At 36.0% G+C, this 20,997-nt stretch carries 19 protein-coding genes and 1 other RNA gene; 2 read left to right on the forward strand and 18 right to left on the reverse strand.

Annotated elements, in window-relative coordinates:
- Positions 1-20: 20 nt before the first annotated feature.
- The 4 genes from HMPREF0631_RS03785 to HMPREF0631_RS03795 form a co-directional block, all read right to left on the reverse strand.
- Positions 21-221, reverse strand: coding sequence for a DUF896 domain-containing protein (locus HMPREF0631_RS03785; protein ID WP_002843589.1), 201 nt, complete (start codon positions 219-221; stop codon positions 21-23).
- A gap of 109 nt (positions 222-330) precedes the next feature.
- Positions 331-1,722 (reverse strand): aminotransferase-like domain-containing protein, encoded by a 1,392-nt coding sequence (locus tag HMPREF0631_RS03790; protein WP_002843580.1) that lies wholly within the window; start codon positions 1,720-1,722, stop codon positions 331-333.
- A 62-nt stretch (positions 1,723-1,784) separates the two neighbouring features.
- Positions 1,785-1,976, reverse strand: a non-coding RNA gene (gene ssrS / locus HMPREF0631_RS09700) — 6S RNA.
- A gap of 80 nt (positions 1,977-2,056) precedes the next feature.
- The gene (locus tag HMPREF0631_RS03795; RefSeq protein WP_002843560.1) at positions 2,057-3,082 is read right to left on the reverse strand and encodes a LacI family DNA-binding transcriptional regulator; all 1,026 of its coding nucleotides are present in this window, start codon (positions 3,080-3,082) and stop codon (positions 2,057-2,059) included.
- Positions 3,083-3,348: 266 nt separating this feature from the next.
- On the opposite strand from HMPREF0631_RS03795, the gene acpP reads away from it, so the two are divergent.
- Positions 3,349-3,576 (forward strand): acyl carrier protein, encoded by a 228-nt coding sequence (acpP, locus tag HMPREF0631_RS03800; RefSeq protein WP_002843564.1) that lies wholly within the window; start codon positions 3,349-3,351, stop codon positions 3,574-3,576.
- Between the two features lie 89 nt (positions 3,577-3,665).
- On the opposite strand, the gene HMPREF0631_RS03805 is transcribed toward acpP, so the two are convergent.
- Positions 3,666-4,676 carry a nucleoid-associated protein gene (locus HMPREF0631_RS03805; protein ID WP_002843593.1) on the reverse strand — a complete coding sequence of 337 codons (1,011 nt, stop codon included), beginning with the start codon at positions 4,674-4,676 and terminating at the stop codon, positions 3,666-3,668.
- A gap of 71 nt (positions 4,677-4,747) precedes the next feature.
- Positions 4,748-5,671 (reverse strand): RluA family pseudouridine synthase, encoded by a 924-nt coding sequence (locus HMPREF0631_RS03810; protein WP_002843582.1) that lies wholly within the window; start codon positions 5,669-5,671, stop codon positions 4,748-4,750.
- Between the two features lie 127 nt (positions 5,672-5,798).
- Between HMPREF0631_RS03810 and HMPREF0631_RS03815 the strand changes: the two genes are divergently transcribed.
- On the forward strand, positions 5,799-6,647 hold the full coding sequence (locus tag HMPREF0631_RS03815; protein ID WP_002843595.1) for an NAD(+)/NADH kinase: 849 nt from the start codon (positions 5,799-5,801) through the stop codon (positions 6,645-6,647).
- Between the two features lie 153 nt (positions 6,648-6,800).
- Here the strand turns inward: HMPREF0631_RS03815 and HMPREF0631_RS03820 are convergent, their stop codons facing one another.
- The 12 genes from HMPREF0631_RS03820 to gpmI form a co-directional block, all read right to left on the reverse strand.
- Positions 6,801-8,129 carry an HlyC/CorC family transporter gene (locus HMPREF0631_RS03820; protein WP_002843581.1) on the reverse strand — a complete coding sequence of 443 codons (1,329 nt, stop codon included), beginning with the start codon at positions 8,127-8,129 and terminating at the stop codon, positions 6,801-6,803.
- 80 nt (positions 8,130-8,209) lie between these two features.
- A complete protein-coding gene (locus HMPREF0631_RS03825; protein ID WP_002843557.1) occupies positions 8,210-9,193 on the reverse strand; it encodes a (Fe-S)-binding protein in 984 nt (327 codons plus the stop codon).
- 49 nt (positions 9,194-9,242) lie between these two features.
- Positions 9,243-9,929: a TVP38/TMEM64 family protein gene (locus HMPREF0631_RS03830; RefSeq protein WP_002843592.1), complete on the reverse strand. Its 687-nt coding sequence runs from the start codon at positions 9,927-9,929 to the stop codon at positions 9,243-9,245.
- A gap of 34 nt (positions 9,930-9,963) precedes the next feature.
- Positions 9,964-11,148: a TVP38/TMEM64 family protein gene (locus HMPREF0631_RS03835; RefSeq protein ID WP_019595342.1), complete on the reverse strand. Its 1,185-nt coding sequence runs from the start codon at positions 11,146-11,148 to the stop codon at positions 9,964-9,966.
- Positions 11,149-11,166: 18 nt separating this feature from the next.
- Positions 11,167-11,853 carry a YdjY domain-containing protein gene (locus HMPREF0631_RS03840; RefSeq protein ID WP_002843562.1) on the reverse strand — a complete coding sequence of 229 codons (687 nt, stop codon included), beginning with the start codon at positions 11,851-11,853 and terminating at the stop codon, positions 11,167-11,169.
- A 182-nt stretch (positions 11,854-12,035) separates the two neighbouring features.
- On the reverse strand, positions 12,036-13,430 hold the full coding sequence (locus HMPREF0631_RS03845; RefSeq protein ID WP_002843594.1) for an aminopeptidase: 1,395 nt from the start codon (positions 13,428-13,430) through the stop codon (positions 12,036-12,038).
- 38 nt (positions 13,431-13,468) lie between these two features.
- Positions 13,469-14,503, reverse strand: a complete 1,035-nt coding sequence (locus tag HMPREF0631_RS03850; protein WP_002843579.1) for a helix-turn-helix domain-containing protein — start codon at positions 14,501-14,503, stop codon at positions 13,469-13,471.
- Between the two features lie 192 nt (positions 14,504-14,695).
- The gene (gene smpB, locus HMPREF0631_RS03855; RefSeq protein WP_002843575.1) at positions 14,696-15,151 is read right to left on the reverse strand and encodes an SsrA-binding protein SmpB; all 456 of its coding nucleotides are present in this window, start codon (positions 15,149-15,151) and stop codon (positions 14,696-14,698) included.
- Positions 15,152-15,163: 12 nt separating this feature from the next.
- Complete coding sequence (gene rnr / locus HMPREF0631_RS03860) at positions 15,164-17,275, reverse strand: ribonuclease R (RefSeq protein ID WP_002843587.1); 2,112 nt, start codon at positions 17,273-17,275, stop codon at positions 15,164-15,166.
- Between the two features lie 118 nt (positions 17,276-17,393).
- The gene (secG, locus tag HMPREF0631_RS03865; protein WP_002843596.1) at positions 17,394-17,627 is read right to left on the reverse strand and encodes a preprotein translocase subunit SecG; all 234 of its coding nucleotides are present in this window, start codon (positions 17,625-17,627) and stop codon (positions 17,394-17,396) included.
- Positions 17,628-17,887: 260 nt separating this feature from the next.
- The gene (gene eno / locus HMPREF0631_RS03870) at positions 17,888-19,174 is read right to left on the reverse strand and encodes a phosphopyruvate hydratase (protein WP_002843568.1); all 1,287 of its coding nucleotides are present in this window, start codon (positions 19,172-19,174) and stop codon (positions 17,888-17,890) included.
- A gap of 257 nt (positions 19,175-19,431) precedes the next feature.
- Positions 19,432-20,958 (reverse strand): 2,3-bisphosphoglycerate-independent phosphoglycerate mutase, encoded by a 1,527-nt coding sequence (gene gpmI, locus HMPREF0631_RS03875; protein WP_002843588.1) that lies wholly within the window; start codon positions 20,956-20,958, stop codon positions 19,432-19,434.
- Positions 20,959-20,997: the final 39 nt, after the last annotated feature.

Genomic DNA, 20,997 nt, shown 5'->3' on the forward strand with positions numbered 1-20,997 from the left:
CCAGTATACACTGGCTTTTTCTAATTTAAATCTTCAGGATGTACAACCTTTATATTGTCCATTTGCTGCTTAAATCCAGCCCTGAAATTATCCAAAAATTCTTTTCTTAACTGAGCTCTCTCTGACTCTTCCTTAGATGTTAAGGCTCTTTCTTTTGCAATTTTTGCAAGTTCATTTATTCTAGCTAATTTTTTTGAATCAAATTCATTTACTAAATCCATACTTTCCTCCTTACTATTATAGTAATTCAATATACAAACTACAGCTTCTAATTATACTATACAAGTCTAATTAATTCAATCATAACAAATAAAACTAGGACTTTAATATCTATTTTCCAGCATCATAAAACTCAATTAAGCCTTGTCTAATAATATTTATAGCTTCCCTAATCCTACTTATATTTTCGCTTACAATATTCACCCTAAAATACCTATCATCTATATCATTATCAAAATATTTTGCCCCAGACTGGACAACTACACCCTTTTTGTATATAAAATCAACAAAGTCTCTTGAGTAATAACCTCTTCTTAACTCTATAAAAAAGTTTAGGCCTCCATCATTTTCAACAATTGACACCAAGCCATCTAACCTAGACCTTATATATTTATTGGCTAGTTTATACTTTTCACAGTAATTTTTCTCCATAACCATGAGGTTTTCTTTCCAAGCAGGCATCTCCATATAATAGTACATTGCTTTTTGAATAAGAGGAGATGTAGATATATCTGTAGAATATTTAGATATATGCATACGACTTGAAAGCTCCAGTGGCAAATTCATTAGGCCCAACCTCAGACCTGGCATCAGAATCTTAGAAAAACTCTTTATATATATGACCCTATTGTAAGTATCATAAGTCTTCATAGGCATATTGTCTTCTGACATAAATCTAAAATCGCTTATAAAGTCATCCTCTAGTATATAAAAATCATATTCTTGAGCTAATTCAATCAGCTTTTTCTTCTTGTAAGTAGAATATGATATTCCTGTAGGATTTTGAAAATTTGGCATTACATATAGTAGTTTTGGCCTTATCTTTTCAAGCTTTAGCTTTAGGATGCCTATGTCTAGTCCATCACTTAGCATTGGTATAGATATTATCTTGGCTCCCCTGGATTTTAGGACCTCTATTGCACCAGAGTAGCTAGGAGACTCTATAAAAACAGGGTCCGAATAATTTATAAGACTCTTACAGACTATGTCTATACCCTGCTGGCCCCCAGATATAACCATTATGTTTTCTTCCCTGCTCATAATCTTGAACTTTGACAGGTACTTAGAAAAAGACTTTTTAAGTTCCTTTAGGCCATCGCCATCATCATATGCAAGTATCATGCTAAAATCTTCTTCCACAGCAGTATTTATAGCCCTCTTAAAATCTTCAACTGGGAAAATATCTACAGGCGAACGTCCACCATCAAGTCTATACATATCCTTGTTGTCAAGATCTATATTTTTTGTTATCTTGCGACGATAGGATACGTAGGTACCACTACCCTCTCTCTTACTTATATAACCTGCCTGCTCCAATATATTGTAAACCCTTACAACAGTAGCATTACTAATATTCAACTTATTAGATAGGGACCTAATTGCAGGTAACTTTTCATCATACTCCAATTTACCAGATATAATCATATCCTTTATTTTTGCTACCAGCTGTAGATACTTACTCTCATCTTCCCCAAATTCTAGATAGTACTTATTTAAATCCATATAATCACCACCATCACAAGTTCATACATATAAAAAGGTGTTGCCTAATACAAGACAACACCTATATATCCAAAACACCGTAGACCATTTAAATTCACACCCGAGATTCACCCAGGTGGGTGACCTGTCATACAATTTCTGGTTTCCTAGGTTATAATAAGCTAGGCCGTCCATACTAATAGTAGAACTCGGTCTCCCGTATTCAATATGTAGGTTGAACTTATATATAGCCATCACGTATGCTTCAGTTAAGTATATTATATACTATTTTATGCTTTTTTTAAAGTGCTTGACCTATAAAAAATATTTCTTTTTGTGGTCCCAATGTCTTGACTTATTTGTTATTTCTGTCCAAAACACTCTCTCTATCCATTATCCTATATGGTAGAGCCACGCTCTTTTCGGTTATTTCAAGGCCACCTATTAGCTTGATTATAATTCTTATTGCGACTGCTCCCATATCAAATAAAGGTTGATACACAGATGTCAACTTAGGTCTATAAATCTTGGCTAATTTCACATCATTAAATCCAGCCACTGATATGTCTTCCGGAACCTTATAGCCCATGTCAAAACAAGCATTGATTGCTCCAACAGCTGCCTCATCACTTGTAGCAAATATTGCATCTAACTTTTCTCCCTTGCCTAGAAGTTCTTTTGCAGCTGCATATCCATCACTATAATTTGTACCAGATGAAACAACTAGTTCTTCCCTATAATCTATTTTAGCTTTTTCTAGGGCTTCTTTGTAACCCTCTAGTCTCTCATTGGCTAGGTCTGATATGTGATAGTTAGTAACCATCAAGGCTATATCCTTATGTCCTTTTTCTATCAAAAATTCAGTCATATCCCTAGCAGCTGGCCTATTCTGAGCTGATACATTGTATATATCAAAGTTTCTATTAGTCTTACTGATATAAACTGCCGGTATACCACTGTTGTCTAGCTGATCTACCAATTCCTGGTCAAGATCCCAACATATCATAACTATGCCCTCTACTTGCTTTGCCCTAAGTAGGTTTATGCTCTTCTTTTCAAGTTCCTTTTCAGAGTATGTATTGGCAAGCAAGATATCATAGTTGTACATCTTAGATATTTCTTCTATACCATTTAGTATCTCCGCTGCGAAAGGATCTGTAACCTCAGGTACTATCACTCCTATTAGCTGGCTCTTCTTAGTAACAAGACTCCTAGCTAGGGGGTTTGGTACATAACCAGTCTCTTTTATCACATCCAAAACACGTTGCTTGACCTCGTTAGTTACAGGCTTAGAATCATTTATTACTCTAGAAACAGTAGATATCGACACACCTGCTTCTCTGGCTACATCTTTAATTGTTGTCGGCTTTTTAATAACCATCTTGTGTTCTCCTCCCCATTTATACTTATCACGCTATAAATTTCATTAATAAAGTATTACCCATATTATTTACATTACCATTAATCTTTTTTATTATTTAATCAAAATTACTTCACAAAAATGTTTTCTCACAATCTATTATATAACATATTTACTAATAAATACATAGATTTACTTTTTTTTTATTGAAAAATGCCTCAAAATATATTATTATACTCGTATATGAAAAGACTTATATATTATGGTTAAATTTAGAGGAGGATATTATGTTTGAAAAAGTAAGAGAAATCATAGCAGAACAGCTAAGTGTCGATGATATTGATTCAATAACACCTGAAACAAATCTTCTAGAAGATCTTAATGCAGATTCACTTGACGCTGTAGAAATTATTATGAATATCGAAGAAGAATTTGATATGAAGATACCTGACGAAGATATAGACCAGGTTAGAACTATCAATGATATTATTTCCTATATCGAAGCTAGGGCTTAATTTCCAATATCTACTAATACAAAATAGAGTCTCCTATCTGTTTACACAGTAGCTAGACTCTATTTTTACTTGCTCAAATTTTACCTGCTCTATTTTTCCTCGTAAAACTCTATGTTCTTGATTCTTATATCTACAGTACCATCCGGATTCTGAGTTATTGTATACTTCATGGGATCTTCAAAGTCTTCTAATAGTCCCTTTATATCAAAGCCTGTATTAGTTTTAATAGACCTTCTCTTCAATTTCTTTTCTACCCATGTCTTGTCAATTGGAAAGTCCTCATTTATTTCTTTTTCTTCAAGCAATTCCTTGTAACTCTCTTGTCTTTCAGGATCGCTTATAGATTCTTTAATAAACTTTGATATTGATACATCATTGCCCTCTTTAAGGGTATGGTTGAGTATGCTTCTGATTCCCTCTGCCTCTTTGACATTATTACCATAGGCATTTGTAATCCAATTTTCAGTTGTATTTCTAAATGATTTAGTAAGGAATTTTTCGTCCTTTACCTTGTGGGCCTTTATAAAATCAGTTACAAAGCTTGAGTCCGTCTCCTGTTTTTCAGCCAACTTGTCTAAGATTTCAAGCTGCCACTCATCATTTATACCATTTACTCCTATTAGGGCTGCATGTACTATCTTCTGGGAGTCTTGGATACCTATGTCATTTGTGACCATCTTTATAGATACTGTCTGCTTGTCATCGTCATATCCAATATCATGAGTGTATAGCTTTTTGTAATCCAGTTTGATTATAGCTACCCCCTTTTGGTCCTTGTGGGTATATAGGACTACTGCCAAATCACAAGACTCCAACTCTGCATTTATCTTCATTGAATCAAATAAAAACCTAGCTATTCCCTGTGAACTCACTACAAAGGATGGCTCCTCATTTAAAATATGGTCAGCGCAGATTCTTATTTCATTGTCCTGGTATGAGTCAAACTTAGCCTTTCTTAAATCATCATCTCTCAATATCCTTCTTATAACCTTCTGGTAAAAGGCATCTGTCTCTGGTGTTATTGTATTCTCAACATCATTTAGTATTGGAAATTCCGAATTCTTGTCCAATACGTGTATTATAAACTTATTAATTATCATTTTAATCTCCTGTCTACCTATTCTATCCTAGATTTAAACACTAACCATAAATACTATAGTAGCGTATATTCTTATATTTTTTCACACTTATCCAAAAGCCTTACCATATCATCTGGAAGGTCTGCCACTAGCTCAATTTCATTTTTCATCCTAGGTTGATTAAAAACCAACTTCCTAGCATGAAGGGCCTGTCTACCAATCAAGTTATCCTGTAGTTGACCATACAGCTCATCAGAGACTATTGGATGGCCAATATAATCCATGTGAACCCTAATTTGGTGGGTCCTACCTGTCTCTAAGCTAATCCTTAGTAAGCTTATCAAATGTCCCTCACAGTCCTTATAGGAGCCTATAAGACTATAGTGGGTAATAGACCTCTGCCCCCTTGGGTCTACAATTCTTTTTATGGAATCCTCTGTCTCCCTATAGATCGGTTGGTCTATTGTGGCTTCTTTATGGTCAGGTACACCATTTACTATTGCATAGTACTCCTTTTCAACCAACTTGTCTGACATATCCGAAGACAACTTGTGGTGGGCATAGGCATTTTTGGCAACTATAACTAGGCCTGATGTGTTCATATCCAACCTGTTGACAAACCTAACCCTCACATCTTGTCCTTCTTGGTCCAAATGGTAGCTTAGGTGGTTGGCTAGGGTATTTTGATAGTGGCTCTTGGTAGGATGTACAACCATAAATGGAGGTTTATCCACAACTACAAGGTCAAAATCCTCATACAATACCCTTACATTTAGGTCTTGACCCTCAAAATCAGACCCTTCCTCTATTATCGGTATTTCTATTATATCCCCTTTATCTACATGGAGTGTAGGCTTTGTATATTTACCATTGACATATATATTTTTTTCTCTTTTTAGTCTTGATATAGACCTAGCTGAAAATCCAAGTTCATCTCTTAGTAGGTCTTGAATCTTTATCTCTTTATCCACACTGATAACAAACTTATCCCAACTTTGCTCATCTTTTATAAACAAAATACCTCTCTCCTCTTTACTTATTTTGTACAGTCTCTTCAATATGCTTATATATTATAACACAAGTGGCTACCAATATGATATAATTACTATGTTAATTAATTTTCAAAATTGCGAGGATGATATTATGGCAAGGACAATAACATTCAGGTCAAATGAACTTGAAATATCTAAAAAAGTTAAAGATATAATGGAGGATAAATTCAAAAAAAATGGCTTTGCAACTAGTGATAAACTAGAATCTGATACAGAGCTTGTGATATCAGTCGGTGGTGATGGCTCTTTTCTAAAGGCTGCCAGGGACCTAGACTTTCCCGATCTTCCCTTTATATGTGTAAACACTGGACACCTTGGATTTTTTGCTGAAATACTGCCAGATGAAGCTGAAATAGATTATTTTATAGATTGCTACCAGAGAATGTATTTTGAGGTCAATGAAATAGACCTACTAGAAATAGAAATACTTGACAATGAAGGTAAAACAATAAAACAGGCTATTAATGAATTGGTAGTAAGGGGCAATAGGTCAAGAACTGCCCACCTCATCCTACATGTAAACGGCAATTATATGGAGACCTTTAGTGGAGATGGACTTATCATATCAACATCCACTGGATCTACTGCCTACAATTACTCAGCTGGTGGTAGCATAGTTGATAACAGGCTTAAAATTATGCAGATAACACCAATATCTCCAATAAGCACCAATGCATTTAGGAGCTTTACATCTAGTATCATCCTTCCATCTGAAGATAGCGAAATCTCTATAATTCCTGAATACAAAAACGAGGCCACTATAATTTTGGTAATCGACGGTGAAGAAACAAAACTATCTAATGTAAGATCAATCAAGACTAGACAATCTAAAAAACAGGTCAAGCTTCTTAGACTTTCTGACTATGAGTTCTGGGATAGGGTCTATATGAAGTTTTTAAAGACATACGATTATAAGGCCGACGAACTTAGGAGAAGATAAGCTATATAGGCTCTTGTTTATAATATTAAAGGGACTGACTCATAAGTCTCAGAGAATAAAAAAATGCTAAATTCAACTAAATAAATGGTTGAAATTTAGCATTTTTATTTTTGCTTTTTTGTAAAAACTTATCTTTGGCTCTGACCCTTGTAACTAATCTTGGTCCTTGCCGCTTTCCTTTTCAATGTACTCCTTAAAACTGATCTCGTCATCATCTTTTTCAACTTTTACTACATTGATCTTTATCCTACCTATCCTGTTTTTATCCAAAGATAAAATCTTTATCTTGGTTGACTCTGAAAGTTCAATTTCTTGTCCTTCTTCAGGTAGCCCGTTGATGTATCCCATTATGTAACCACCTATTGAATCAAATTCCTCTGACTCTAGTTCTTCATACAAAAACTCATTTACATCAGCTATCTTGGTAGACCCATCTACTATATATTCATCCTGCTTGACCATAACTATATCATCGTCCTCTTCATCATACTCATCGTCAATATCACCGACAAGAACTTCTATTATATCCTCTACAGTCAATAGGCCAGATGTTCCTCCGTACTCGTCTAATACTATAGCTATCTGGGCCTTAGCCATCTTCATATCTTCTAAAAGATGTGATATCTTCTTAAACTCATATGTGAAAAATGGCTCTCTCATATAGTCCCTGACCTTGAAATTTTCTTCCTGGTCATCAGTTAAAAATACTATATCCTTGAAATTGAGTATACCTATTATATCGTCAACAGAATCTTCAAACACAGGCATCCTAGACATTTTTTCGTTCTTAAATATCTCTAGTGCCTCATCATAACTAGCATCTGCCTCTATCGTTATCATGTCCTTTCTCTGGATCATAGCATCCTCTGCCTTCATATCACCAAACTCAAAGACATTGTTTATTATCTCTCTTTCTTCCTGCTCTAACACACCTTCTTCATGACCTACATTTACCATAAGCTTTAACTCTTCTTCTGTAACAAGAGACTTGGGATCATCATCCTTAATACCAAAAATCTTGAATATTATGGTTGTGATAAGGTTCATTACAAAGACTATTGGCGTCATAACTATAATCAAAATGTTTATGATCTTAGCAACCGATAGACAAACTCTCTCCTTGTTATTAGAACCTAGAGTCTTTGGTGTAACTTCTCCAAATACCAGTATTATAATTGTCATTATCGCAGTAGACATAGCCACACCCTGACTGCCAAACAAGGACAGTAAAAGAGATGTAGATATAGAAGTGGCAGCAATGTTTACCACATTGTTACCGACTAAAATCGTACTTAAGAGTTTTTTGGGTTCACTAGTAATCTTTTCAACTACATTAGCTCCCCTTACGCCTTCTTCTTTCAAATGCCTAATCTTCATCTTGCTTATCGACATCAAGGCTGTTTCTGATGCTGAGAAAAAACCTGACAAAATCACCAATATCACCAATACTACTACTTGAATCCACAAACTGCCAGATTCCAATAAAACCACGCTCCTTATTTATCTCTTTTGTTTTTTACTTAATATCTCAAGTATACTATACCACATATAAGATATCTATTCTACTTAAATTTGAATTTCATCCTATTGATCAGAGAGTTACTCATCTTTTCACCTTCTTCAACGCCTAGAATCCTAGTAAGAACATGGCTAATATCTATATCTTTTGGTCTCATCATACCTGTACACGTAGCACAGTATGTGTAGACCTTCTCACCATTCGCCTGGGCCTTAATATCTTCCTTGAAGCCAGATGACAAGTCAGGTTCTCTAACACCTGCACAACCACCTGCTCCACAGCATTGTTCGTTGAGGTTTATAATCTCTGTATTTGGCATAAACTGAGCCACCTTTTCTGCTAAGTAGTTTGATTCCCTATCAGGACAAGGTCTAAACATATTGATTTTTTCTTCATCAAAATTCTGACCTAGACCCAATTCTTTTAACTTGGTATATATGTCGACCATCTTGACATTTAACCTACCAGCTAGATAATAATAGCAGTTGGGACAGACCATAATAAGTTCTTCTATACCCATGTCATCAAGCTTCTTCTGTATTTTTTCGATGATGTCTAATTCCTTATCTTTTAGGCCTAGTTCGGATATAGGCTTGCCACAACAATCAAATATAACCCCTATATCGAATTCTTTCATCATGTCTATAAGTGTATTGGCAGTATTAGGTGTATAAGAAAGGAAGTTGCAACCTGTAAATATAGCAGACTTGACTCCCCTGGCATTCTTATAGTTTTTAAACTTGTAATTGTATTTTTCTAGTACTATACCAGAATATCCTTTCTTAGCCAGCTTGCCGCCATTGTTTTTGACTTCATTTCTTCTGTGCTTGATACCTATTGCAGCCCCATCTATATCAACTGGACATACAATCTTACACTTATTACATAAAAAACAAGAATAGGCAAGCTCACTGTGTTCTTCAAAGTTTTTTAAATCCATATTGTATTTTGTTAGGAATGTACAATTCCTGGTACAGGCTCCACAATGTATACAATCTTTTGCAAGTTCAATATCGTAGTAAGACATATCTGCCTCCTTCAATTATCATTGTTTTATAAAGCCAATTATCCTGTAACTAACTCTTCTTTAATCTTTTTTCCTTTTCATCTGCCTTTTTGGATACATATTTACCGAGCATTATCGATATAATAGTCAATAGTACTACAAATACTATTGACCAAATAAATTCAGGTGACCTAATATCCAATATTTTATCTCCTACATTTAAAAATATCACTGTACCTGGTAATATACCCAAAATAGTAGCTAGTGAATAAGAAACAAAGGAAATTTCAGTAAGTCCAGATGCATAATTTATAACGTTATATGGCATTACAGGAATTAACCTGCAAATAAATACAACAAAAAATCCATCTCTTTTACCTAATTTCATAAACCTATTCCACCACTTTTCGGGCATCTTCCTCTCTAGATAAGATGCAACCAAATCCTTGGCTAGGAGCTTGGCCATCCAAAACATGATTGATGAGTTTACAACAGCACCTACAATTGTATATATAGACCCATCTATCAGACCAAACGATAACCCTCCTGCAAGTGCCAATATTGGTACCGGAAAAAAGAAAACGGGAAGCACGGCCCATACAAATATATAGGCGATTGGGGCCAATACACCAAATCCATTGACCCAATCACGAATACTTTGAGCTGTGATTCCCCTCAAAAAGAACTTATAAAACAAAAATAATAAAACCAAACCCAATACTATAGATATTGTTTTTTTGTTTATCTTTTTTGTCATTTAAATCCATCCTTGTTCAAATAATTTATATATCCTATACTTCTTCTCCAGCCTTCTTCTTCTGCTTGTCATTGTAGATCTTTTTAGCAATACCTATCATTATAGATAATGCGAACAATGTCAATAGACCCACGAATAACTTCTGAGCACCACCAGTTAGGGTTCCTCCGACGTATGAATAAACTATTGTCGCTGGCAACTGACCAACACCCGTTGCAATAAAGAATGACCAGAAACTCATATTTGTAAGTCCTGCTCCATAGCTTACAAAGTCAAAAGATACGAATGGAAGTAGTCTACAAATCAATATCGCATACTTACCGTATCTTTCAAAAAATACATCAACGCTCTCCATAGCACCCTTGCTTGTAAGTCTTTCAACAAAGTCTCTACCAAGGGCTCTCGCTAGGAAGAAGCAAAGGGCTGCACCAGCCATTGCTGATGACCAAGAAAGCATAGCTCCCTTCACCCAACCAAATATAGCTGCATTAGATAATGTTATCAAGAATGCTGGTATCGGTGCAGCTATAGACTGTAAAACCATAAGAATAAATGACACTACAGCTGCCATCTTTCCATATGACCTCAAATATGCAATTACTACCTTCGTATCCAGCTTAGATATAGTTGCAAAAGCCTCATTAGTCTTATAGCGCACTGTAGGGACAAAATAATACACACCTAATAAAATCGCTATAAATAGCAAGGCTATTATTCTTTCTTTTTTTCTTTTTCTCTTTAAATGGGCTACTTCTTCCTCAGATTTTTCCTCCCTAAGGTCACTCAGCCTAACTTGTTCTTGCTTCATAGCCTTTTTTTCTGCCCTAGTATAGTACTTTTGGTACTTGTCTTGTGTAAGTACTATATACAGGTTTATAAAGTTAACTATAGCTATAATAACAATTGTTGGAACAAGTATCTCTCTAACAGGCCCATTGTACATTATAGTTTCCTTGACTACGTACTGTAGGCTGACTAACTTGCCAGACACTGCACCCACTACAAGTATAATAGCCTCTAGAATGAAAAATGTATATCTCTTGTTTATAGTTGAATATGCAAGCCCCAATAACAAGCCAAAACCTGTAAATATATACATAACAAGAGGATGACCTACCATCATCTCATAGTTCACACTAAAGAATAAAAGTAGGCATACCAAAAGTCCAATGGCAATACCCGTCGTTAAATGATAAAACAACGCTCTTAATCTCTTCACTTATTACTCCTTAATTTACTACTCAGCTAACTTATAAGTTACTGCTACAAATGTACCATCTTCTGGCAATACATCCGCATTACCTGTAAATGCTACTTCATTTCTTTTTTCTACTGCACCGTAAGTATATGTAGTATTAGATATTATACCTACTGGACAAGAATCTAGACAAGAAAGGCAACCAGTCTTCTTAGTCTTAGCTCTTTCAAGATTACCACCAAATCTAAAATCTATCTTCTTTCCATTTGAATCTTTTACTACATCATTGATATCATATGCCTTATCAGCACCATCCCAAGTTACTGTTGCAGTTAATTTAGATCCTTCAACATGAGTAGTTGTTGCATTATCTGGGTTCATATTCTCTCCTGCCTTTGCACCGATTTCAACTAAACCATTATAGAACTGTTCTGGTGTTGCATAGGCCGTAAATATTGACTTAGTACCGTTACTTCCTGATTTTTCAACTGAAGCATGTCTAGTAGGCTCAGTAAAATACTTACCATTCACCTGAGAAAGAACTGTCACAGTCTTTGCCTTCTTGTCTACGATGATTGGGTTCTTTTCAGATACCTCAATTTTCATCTTTTCCTCTGTCTTTGTTGCTTCCTTCTTGGATTCCTCATTCTTTTTAGAACTACATCCAACCATACCAACTAATGATAGACAAAGTAGTCCTGCCATAATTTTTCTACTTAATTTCATAATACCATACCTCCTAGGCGTATTTTTCTTTCCTTTAATTATAACATGATTTTAAAATTTGAATAGTAAAAGCCATATTTTACCTATTTTAATTTTGAATAGCATCTCAAGATTTTTTCTATACTTATTATAATCATTTTTTATTTTAAAAATAATTCCAATAATATATTTATTCAAACTTACTAATCAATCTTTTTCATATCATTTAAAAACGCCTTATAGCCCTTGTATGCTTCATATATATCTGCCTTTGAAGTAACTTCCATAGGTGCATGCATTGATAAAACTGCGACCCCTGAATCTATTACATTCATACCTTGTCCTGCTAGTATATAGGCTATGGTTCCACCACCACCTTGGTCTACCCTTCCAAGCTCTGCTGTATGGTAGCCAACTTCATTGTCATCCATTATAGACCTAAGTGCAGCAATATATTCCGCATTTGCATCATTAGAACCTGACTTACCTCTAGCACCAGTATACTTATTAAACACCAAGCCCATACCAAAATGAGCAGAATTTTGCTTTTCATATACATTGGAATATAATGGATCATAGGCAGCACTAACATCAGAGGAAAGCATAGTTGAATTTCTCATTGCCCTCCTGACGGTCATTGAATCCCCTATATCCATAAGATTTACAAGTTCCATAAGACTATCTTCAAAGAACCTAGACTGCATACCAGTAGCTCCAGTTGACCCTATTTCCTCTTTGTCAACCAATATACAACAAGACGTCCTAGCTGGATTTTCGACTTCTAGCATGGCATATAATGATGTAAAGGCACATACCCTATCATCCTGGCCATAACCTATTACCATTGACCTATCAAGACCACAATCCCTTGCCTTGCCAGCAGGTACTATTTCAAGCTCTGCAGATAAGAAGTCTTCTTCTTCAAAGCCATACTTATCTTTTAGAATTTTTAATATATTGGACTTAACCAGTTCTTTTTCTTCTGAATCCTTCAAACCTCTTGAACCCAATAAGAGGTCCAAACCCTCCCCTTCTATAACTACGTTAGCCTTCTTCTGCATCTGGTCTTGAGCTAGGTGAATCAAGAGGTCGGTTATAACAAATACAGGATCATTATCATCTTCACCTATTACTATATCAATTTTACTCCCATCTTTTTTGACTACCACACCGTGGATTGCCAGTGGTATTGTAACCCATTGGTACTTCTTAATACCACCATAATAGTGAGTGTCAAGGTAGGCAAGGCCCGTATTTTCATACATGGGATTTTGTTTTACATCTATCCTAGGAGAATCAAGATGGGCCCCTAATATATTCATCCCATCTTCAATAGGTTCCCTACCTATGTTAAACAAAACTATTGTTTTACCCATGCACTTAGCGTAGACTTTATCACCTGCTTTTACAGTGTACTTACCCTTAATAAGATCCTCTAGGTTCTTATAACCCTTATCTATAGCCTTTTTTTCAATTATGTCGACACATTCTCTCTCTGTCTTACCAAGATCTAAATCTTTTTTATATTGTTCAGCTAGCCTTTCTACTTGACCTAATTGTTTTTCGTCATAAACTTCCCACATATTTTTTCTATACATCAAACCACCTCTAATTCATTTTGTAATTTATATATAATTTATTTCTCATATTCTAATTTGTGCTTTACTTTCCTTTCCACATAACCATATAAAGCTGCAAATCCTACAGAGGCTACAGGCCATATAATCCAAGACCTAGACCAGTCTTCAGTTATAAAACTATAGCCTAGATATATGGCTGTGACAGTTGAGAAAAACACTCCAGGCAGCCATCCTATCTCTTTTTTCACCAATTTCCTATAAACTCTGCTTTCTTCGTCCTCTAGTATTTTTTTAAATGACGATTTTATACTACTGGCCTTTATTATTGTCATAACACCTATGCCAATCATAAATAACATTAGGCCGACACTCGCACCCATATATGTTTCTTCAAGATCCATACTACTAGCAACTACTACTGGTATAACTCCTAGAATTATAGCTACTACTCCTAGGGCTATATTCATATCGCCAATATGGGCATATGCTTCTTTTTTTCTTTTAATACTGGCCTCTACTCCATAAGCTAACTCTAAGACTTCCTTTTCTATATAGGAAAATTTTTCAGCCCTAGACGCCCTAGTGAAAAATATATATACTGCGATAGCTATCATAATAAACATTATAGAAACACCTATTGCACTGGCTAGGCTCTCTCTTAAGACATTAGGTTTAGATTCTGATATAGATTCCAAAATTATCAGTATTATTGATGACCATATACATAGGGCAACACCAAATCCTACCTCTAGGCTGTTTTTCTTTTCTAGGTCTAAATAGGCGTCTGCTTCTTCAATTGTTACAAATGTCTTGCCTTCTTTTTTATAGTCCTTTTTGATATCAGAGCTCGTAATTTCTTGACTACTAGAATTTAACTCTAGTATTTCATCATTAGCTCCTTCTTTTAACAAGTAATCAGTTGTAACACCGAATACCTCACTCATCATAACTATTTTTGCCATATCAGGAATAGATACTCCAGTTTCCCATTTAGATACAGACTGCCTAGATACGTTTAATTCATTAGCCAGTTCCTCTTGTGACCAGCCCATCTTTTTTCTCAGGCTCATAATTTTTTCAGACATAATCATTTTAAGTCCTCCTCATATATTTTATGGTTTAAGGATAGTATAAATAGGGGTTGCATACAAGAAAGTCGACTTGGAAATTTGTCAACTGCTGGTTGCAACCCTTGAAATTACTGATACATATAAGATTAAATTACAATGTGTATACTATACACCTCTATGTATTTATTATCTTATAACACCATGTAAGTCTTTTTAGTACCTATCTTTGGACTCTCTTTCTATTCGTCTCATTGCATCCTTCTTTGCAAGATCCTGCCTCTTATCATATAGCTTTTTACCCTTTGCAAGACCAAGCTCAAGCTTTACTTTTCCATTCTTAAGGTACATCCTCATAGGTACCAAGGAATAACCCTTTATAGTTGTAGCTCCTATTAGCTTTCTTATCTCAGACTTATGTAAGAGCAATTTCCTAACCCTCAATGGATCTACATTAAACCTATTACCTTGCTCGTATGGACTAATATGGACTTGCTTTAAAAATACTTCTGAGTTGTCTACAGATGCATATCCCTCCTTAAGATTTATACGCCCCTGTCTTATGGACTTGACCTCTGTACCCTTGAGTTCAATACCACATTCGTACACCTCATCTATAAAATAATCATGTCTGGCCTTTTTGTTTGTAGCCAGAACCTTTATTCCAACCATAATATTCTCCTCCTATACCAGGTCGAAGTCTATCTCCCTGGCTTCAACATTAACATTGATAAGTTCTACTTGAACCACCTGACCTAACCTAAATACGTTACCAGTCCTCTCTCCTACAAGTGTGTGTGACATATCATTGTATATATACATATCTGGTAACTCTCTTAATCTTATCAAGCCTTCTACACCATTGTCAAGTTCTACAAATATACCAAATGAAGTCACTCCAGAAATAGCCCCTTCAAATACCTCCCCAATCTTTGTAGACATATATACTGACTTGTAGTAGTCATCTACTTCACGCTCTGCCATTTCAGCCTTTCTCTCCTGAGTAGAAGACTGGCTAGATACGTCCTCTAAAATTGAAGCATAGTGGGCCTTTCTCTTGTCAGATAGCCTACCCTCTATATCTTCCTTTATAATCCTGTGTATCTGTAAGTCAGGATACCTCCTGATTGGTGATGTAAAGTGGCTGTAATACTTGGCAGCTAGTCCAAAGTGACCCAAGCATTCAGGTGAATACCTAGCCTGCCTCAATGACCTAAGCATCACTGAACCTATGGCTCTTTTTTCTTCCTTGTGGTCTATGGAGCCTAGGAGCTTTTGCATATCCTTTGATTTTAATCCTCCCTTTGACATAGGCATCTTGTAGTTTAAGCCTGCTATAAAGTTCTTTAGGGTGACTATCTTGTCCTCATCTGGTTCTTCGTGGACCCTGTAGACAAATGGTACCTTCAACCAGAAGTAATGCTCTGCAACAGTTTCATTGGCAAGAAGCATAAACTCCTCTATCATCTTGTTGGATACTCTTCTTTCATATGGGGCTATATCTACAGGCATACCCTGTGAATCTAATTTAATCTTAGCCTCTGGGAAATCAAAATCGATTGCCCCTCTCTTTTCTCTCTTCTTCCTCAAGATGTCAGCCAAGTCCCTAGAATTTTTAAATGACTCTACAAAGTCTGAGTACCTATCAATAAGGTCTCTATCTTCATTTTCAAGTATGTCAGACACCTGTGTGTATGTCATCCTAGCCTTTGAATTGATAATAGTCTTTTCAATATTGTAATTTACTACCTTTCCAGTTTTAGAATCTACATCCATAAGACAAGATAGGGTCAACCTATCTACGCCTGGATTTAATGAACACAGGCCATTGGATAGTTTCTCAGGTAGCATAGGAACAACCTTATCTACCATATACACAGAAGTAGCCCTCTTCAAGGCCTCCTTGTCTAGGTTGGAGTTTTCTCTAACATAGTGGGTTACATCAGCAATATGGACACTCAACTTGTAGATATTACCCTCCTTGACTATATCTATAGCATCGTCAAAGTCCTTGGAATCAGACCCGTCGATTGTATATGTAAGCCTGTCTCTAAGATCTAATCTTCCTTCCATCTCGGACTTGCTTATCGAGTCAGGTATATTTTTTAGTTCAATCTCTACTTTTTTAGGGAAGGCATCTGGCAGCTTGTGACTTCTTATGATTGAATCTATCTCAACATACCTTTCACCTCTCTGGCCTATAACATCTACAATCACGCCCTTGGCTCCCTTATCACTATCTGGCCATTTTGTAATCTTGCATACGACCATATCATTTTCCTTGGCACCATTGAAGTCCCTCTTGGCAACAAATATGTCCGTACTCATCTTGTTCCTATCTGGAACCACAAAGCCAAAGTTTTTACTGACTTCAAGCCTACCTACAAACTCATCATTGGCCCTCTCTACTATCCTTATAATCACACCCTCTGCTTTTTTGTCACCAGTGGCATCTTTTGTAATCTTGACTATGACAGTATCATCATTGAAGGCATGGTTGGTATCATCAGCACCAATATATACATCCTGGTCACCTAGACTTATAAATCCAAATCCCTTTGTCTTGGCCATAAACTTACCCTTGGCCATACCATAGTAGGCAAGAGAGCCAATTTTTCCTTTTTTATTGATAAATAGGTCTCCATCTTCTTCCATTTCTCTTATCACTTCTGATATCATTACTCCACCCTTTTTAGTGTCTGAAAATATCATTACAAGTTCAGTGATATTGAGCGGTTTATAATTTTCATTGTTTAACAATCCCGATATTCTTTCTTTTAATTCTTCTTTTTGCATATCTCTCCTTTTGTAATTTATAGTTACGCTTATTAGCAAGAAAAGATGCCCTGAGGACATCTTTTTAAAAAACTAAATTTAATTCTTTAATTAAATCCCACACTGGCCTTGTGCAAGACTATTTCATCACAATAACTAATGCTATTGCATTGATGAAAAATAAGACAGATATTATCTTTGTCATCTTATTTAAAAAAGCTTCCTTACCCTTTGGCTTGAAGTATGCCTGTGAAGCATTGTCTTCTAAAAATACCTGGGGCTGGTTCTGCTTACTCTCTTGCGGTAGTACAGTTATAATCATAAGGATACTTAGGAATACCTGAATACCCATTAGTATGTATCTAACGTTCATTTGATCCTCCATTTCAAAATTAGTTTTATCTCAGCCTGTAGTGTATTATATCATAAAACCATTAATATTACAAGGATTTACCTAGTATTATGTCTAATTCTTATTTTATTTTAACACGAAAAATAAAGCCGTAAATCAACACTAGTGTGTCAATCTACGGCTAATATTTTCAATATTTAGAAATTATCTTAACATTAATTTATATATCAATATTAGACTCTAGTATAATATTGCATATCCATGTACAAAACTAAATAAAACTATCTAGAAAGGTTGTAGAATGACTTTAACTGTTCGTATCTAGCTGATTCTCCAACTATTTCTTCGATTCTTAGTAACTGGTTGTACTTAGCAACTCTATCAGTTCTTGATGGGGCACCAGTCTTGATCTGTCCAGCGTTTACTGCAACAGCTATATCAGCTATAGTAGTATCTTCTGTTTCACCTGATCTATGAGATATAACTGCTGTATATCCTGCTCTCTTAGCCATTTCTATAGCGTCAAGAGTTTCAGTAAGTGTACCTATCTGGTTTACCTTGATTAGGATTGAGTTAGCAACACCAGCTTCAATACCTCTTTCAAGTCTTTCAGTGTTTGTAACGAATAAATCGTCACCTACTAGCTGGATCTTCTTACCAAGTCTTTCAGTAAGTAGCTTCCAACCATCCCAGTCTTCTTCGTTAAGACCGTCTTCTATAGTGATTATTGGGAACTCATTTACCCAACCTTCATATAGGTTTATCATTTCTTCTGAAGTAAGGACTTTGCCTTCTCCCTTTAGTTCGTACTTTCCGTCATTGTACATTTCTGATGCTGCAACGTCCATACCTAGCATAACGTCTTTACCTGGTTCAAGACCTGCACCCTTTATAGCTTCAACGATTAGCTCTAGAGCTTCTCTGTTTGATCCAAGGTTTGGAGCGAAACCACCTTCATCACCTACACCACAAGCTAGTCCCTTAGCTGCAAGAACCTTCTTTAATGAATGGAATACTTCTGCACCCATTCTTAAGCCTTCAGCGAAAGACTCAGCTCCTACTGGTAGGATCATGAATTCCTGAACGTCTACGTTGTTGTCTGCGTGTTCTCCACCGTTTAAGATGTTCATCATTGGGACTGGTAACTGCTTAGCATTTACTCCACCTATATACTGGAATAGTGGAAGACCAAGTTCATCTGCAGCAGCTCTTGCAACTGCTAGAGAAACACCTAGTATAGCATTAGCACCTAGCTTACCCTTGTTTGGAGTACCATCTAGTTCTATCATAAGACCGTCTATACCTGGCTGGTCAAAAGCGTCTAGACCTTCTACTTCAGGAGCTATTATTTCGTTTACATTGTCAACTGCCTTTAAAACACCCTTACCAATGTATCTTTCCTTATCTCCGTCTCTAAGTTCAACTGCTTCAAAAGCACCTGTAGATGCACCTGAAGGAACTATGGCTCTACCTAGAGCACCACTTTCTAGAACTACTTCAACTTCTACTGTTGGATTACCTCTTGAATCTAAAACTTCTCTTGCGTATACTAATTCAATAGCTGACATTATATATCTCCTCTCAACTCTAAAAAATCTTGGACACTGTCCTTACTTATTATAACACAAACCGCTATATTGAAATTTAATTTTTGTACCAATAGACGATTCTTTATTACAAATAAATTGATGGGTAAATTTGTAAAGTTTAATTTATATTTTTAAATTTTATTTTCGCTTATTGCACTCAAAACTTCATTATTAACTTGCTTGTATTTATTTATATAATCAATTTTATTAATTATCCTGTTTGATCAATGAATTTCTTATTTAATCAATGAATGACCTGTCATTTCCTTTGGCTTGTCCATGCCCAACATATCAAGTACAGTCGGTGCTATATCGCATAATCTACCATCTGTAAGCAGGTCACGGTTTTTAAACTCTTCTCCAGCTACTATAAAAGGAACTGGGTTAGTAGAGTGTGATGTGATAGGTCTACCTGTCTCAAGGTCTATCATAAGTTCTGCATTACCGTGGTCTGCTGTGATGATACCACTTCCACCAAGACCTAGGACCTTGTCAAATAGCCTTCCTACACATTCATCAACTGTCTTTATAGCCTTTGCTGTTGCCTCCATACTACCTGTATGACCTACCATATCAGGGTTGGCAAAGTTGACAGCTATAAAGTCGTACTTGTCTTCATCAATTGCAGCTAGTAGCTTGTCTAGTAGCTCATAGGCTGACATCTCAGGCTGTAAATCGTATGTAGCAACCTTTGGAGATGGTATAAGTAGCCTATCCTCCCCTTCGTTTGGTTCTTCTATGCCGCCGTTGAAGAAGAAAGTAACATGGGCATACTTTTCAGTTTCAGCTGCCCTCAACTGCTTCTTACCATTCTTTGCTAGGTATTCACCTAGGGTATTTACTATTTTCTCAGGTCCAAATGCTACATCCACACCTTCTATAGTCACATCGTATGTTGTCATACACACGAATCTTGTTGGAACTAGGTCCCTCTTAAATCCTTCAAAGTCTACATCTACTATAGATCTTGTTATTTCTCTAGCCCTGTCAGGTCTAAAGTTGAAGAATACAACTGAATCGTCCTTTTCAATCTTTCCTACAGGCTCTAAGTTTTTTGTCATCACTGTAGGTATGATAAATTCATCGTTTACACCAGAATCATAAGATGCCTGAACACATTCAATAGCTGACTCTGATTTTGGACCCTCGCCCTTTACAATAGCATTGTAGGCAGTTTCCACTCTTTCCCATCTCTTGTCCCTGTCCATAGCATAGTACCTACCCGATACTGAGGCAAACTGGCCAGTTCCTAAAGATGTCATATATTCCTGGATTTCCATTACATATGTAATGGCACTCTGAGGATCTGTATCCCTACCATCTGTGAAGGCATGAACAAATACTCTCTCTAGTCCAAACCTTTTAGCCATATCAATTAAGGCCTTTAGGTGGTCTATATGCGAATGTACACCACCATCTGATAGTAGTCCCATGATATGCAGACTCTTGTCTTTTGCATTTTCCATGGCTGCTACTAGGGCCTCATTTGTAAAGAAGTCACCGTCTTCTATAGACTTTGTAATTCTTGTAAGGTCCTGGTATACTATCCTACCTGCACCTATATTTGTATGACCAACTTCTGAATTACCCATCTGACCATTTGGTAGACCAACATCTAAACCACTGGCCTGAATTAGGGTATGCTTGTATTTTTTAGCTATTTCATCTAGTCTTGGAGTACCAGCCAGTGATATAGCATTTCCTATTTCATTTGGAGTATATCCAAATCCATCCATTATTGTTAAAACTACTGGTTTTTTCATAATACACTTCCTTTACACTACTCGTTTCAATATCCGAGC

Origin of the sequence: Peptostreptococcus anaerobius 653-L, from assembly GCF_000178095.1 — a bacterium.
Taxonomy (GTDB): domain Bacteria; phylum Bacillota; class Clostridia; order Peptostreptococcales; family Peptostreptococcaceae; genus Peptostreptococcus; species Peptostreptococcus anaerobius.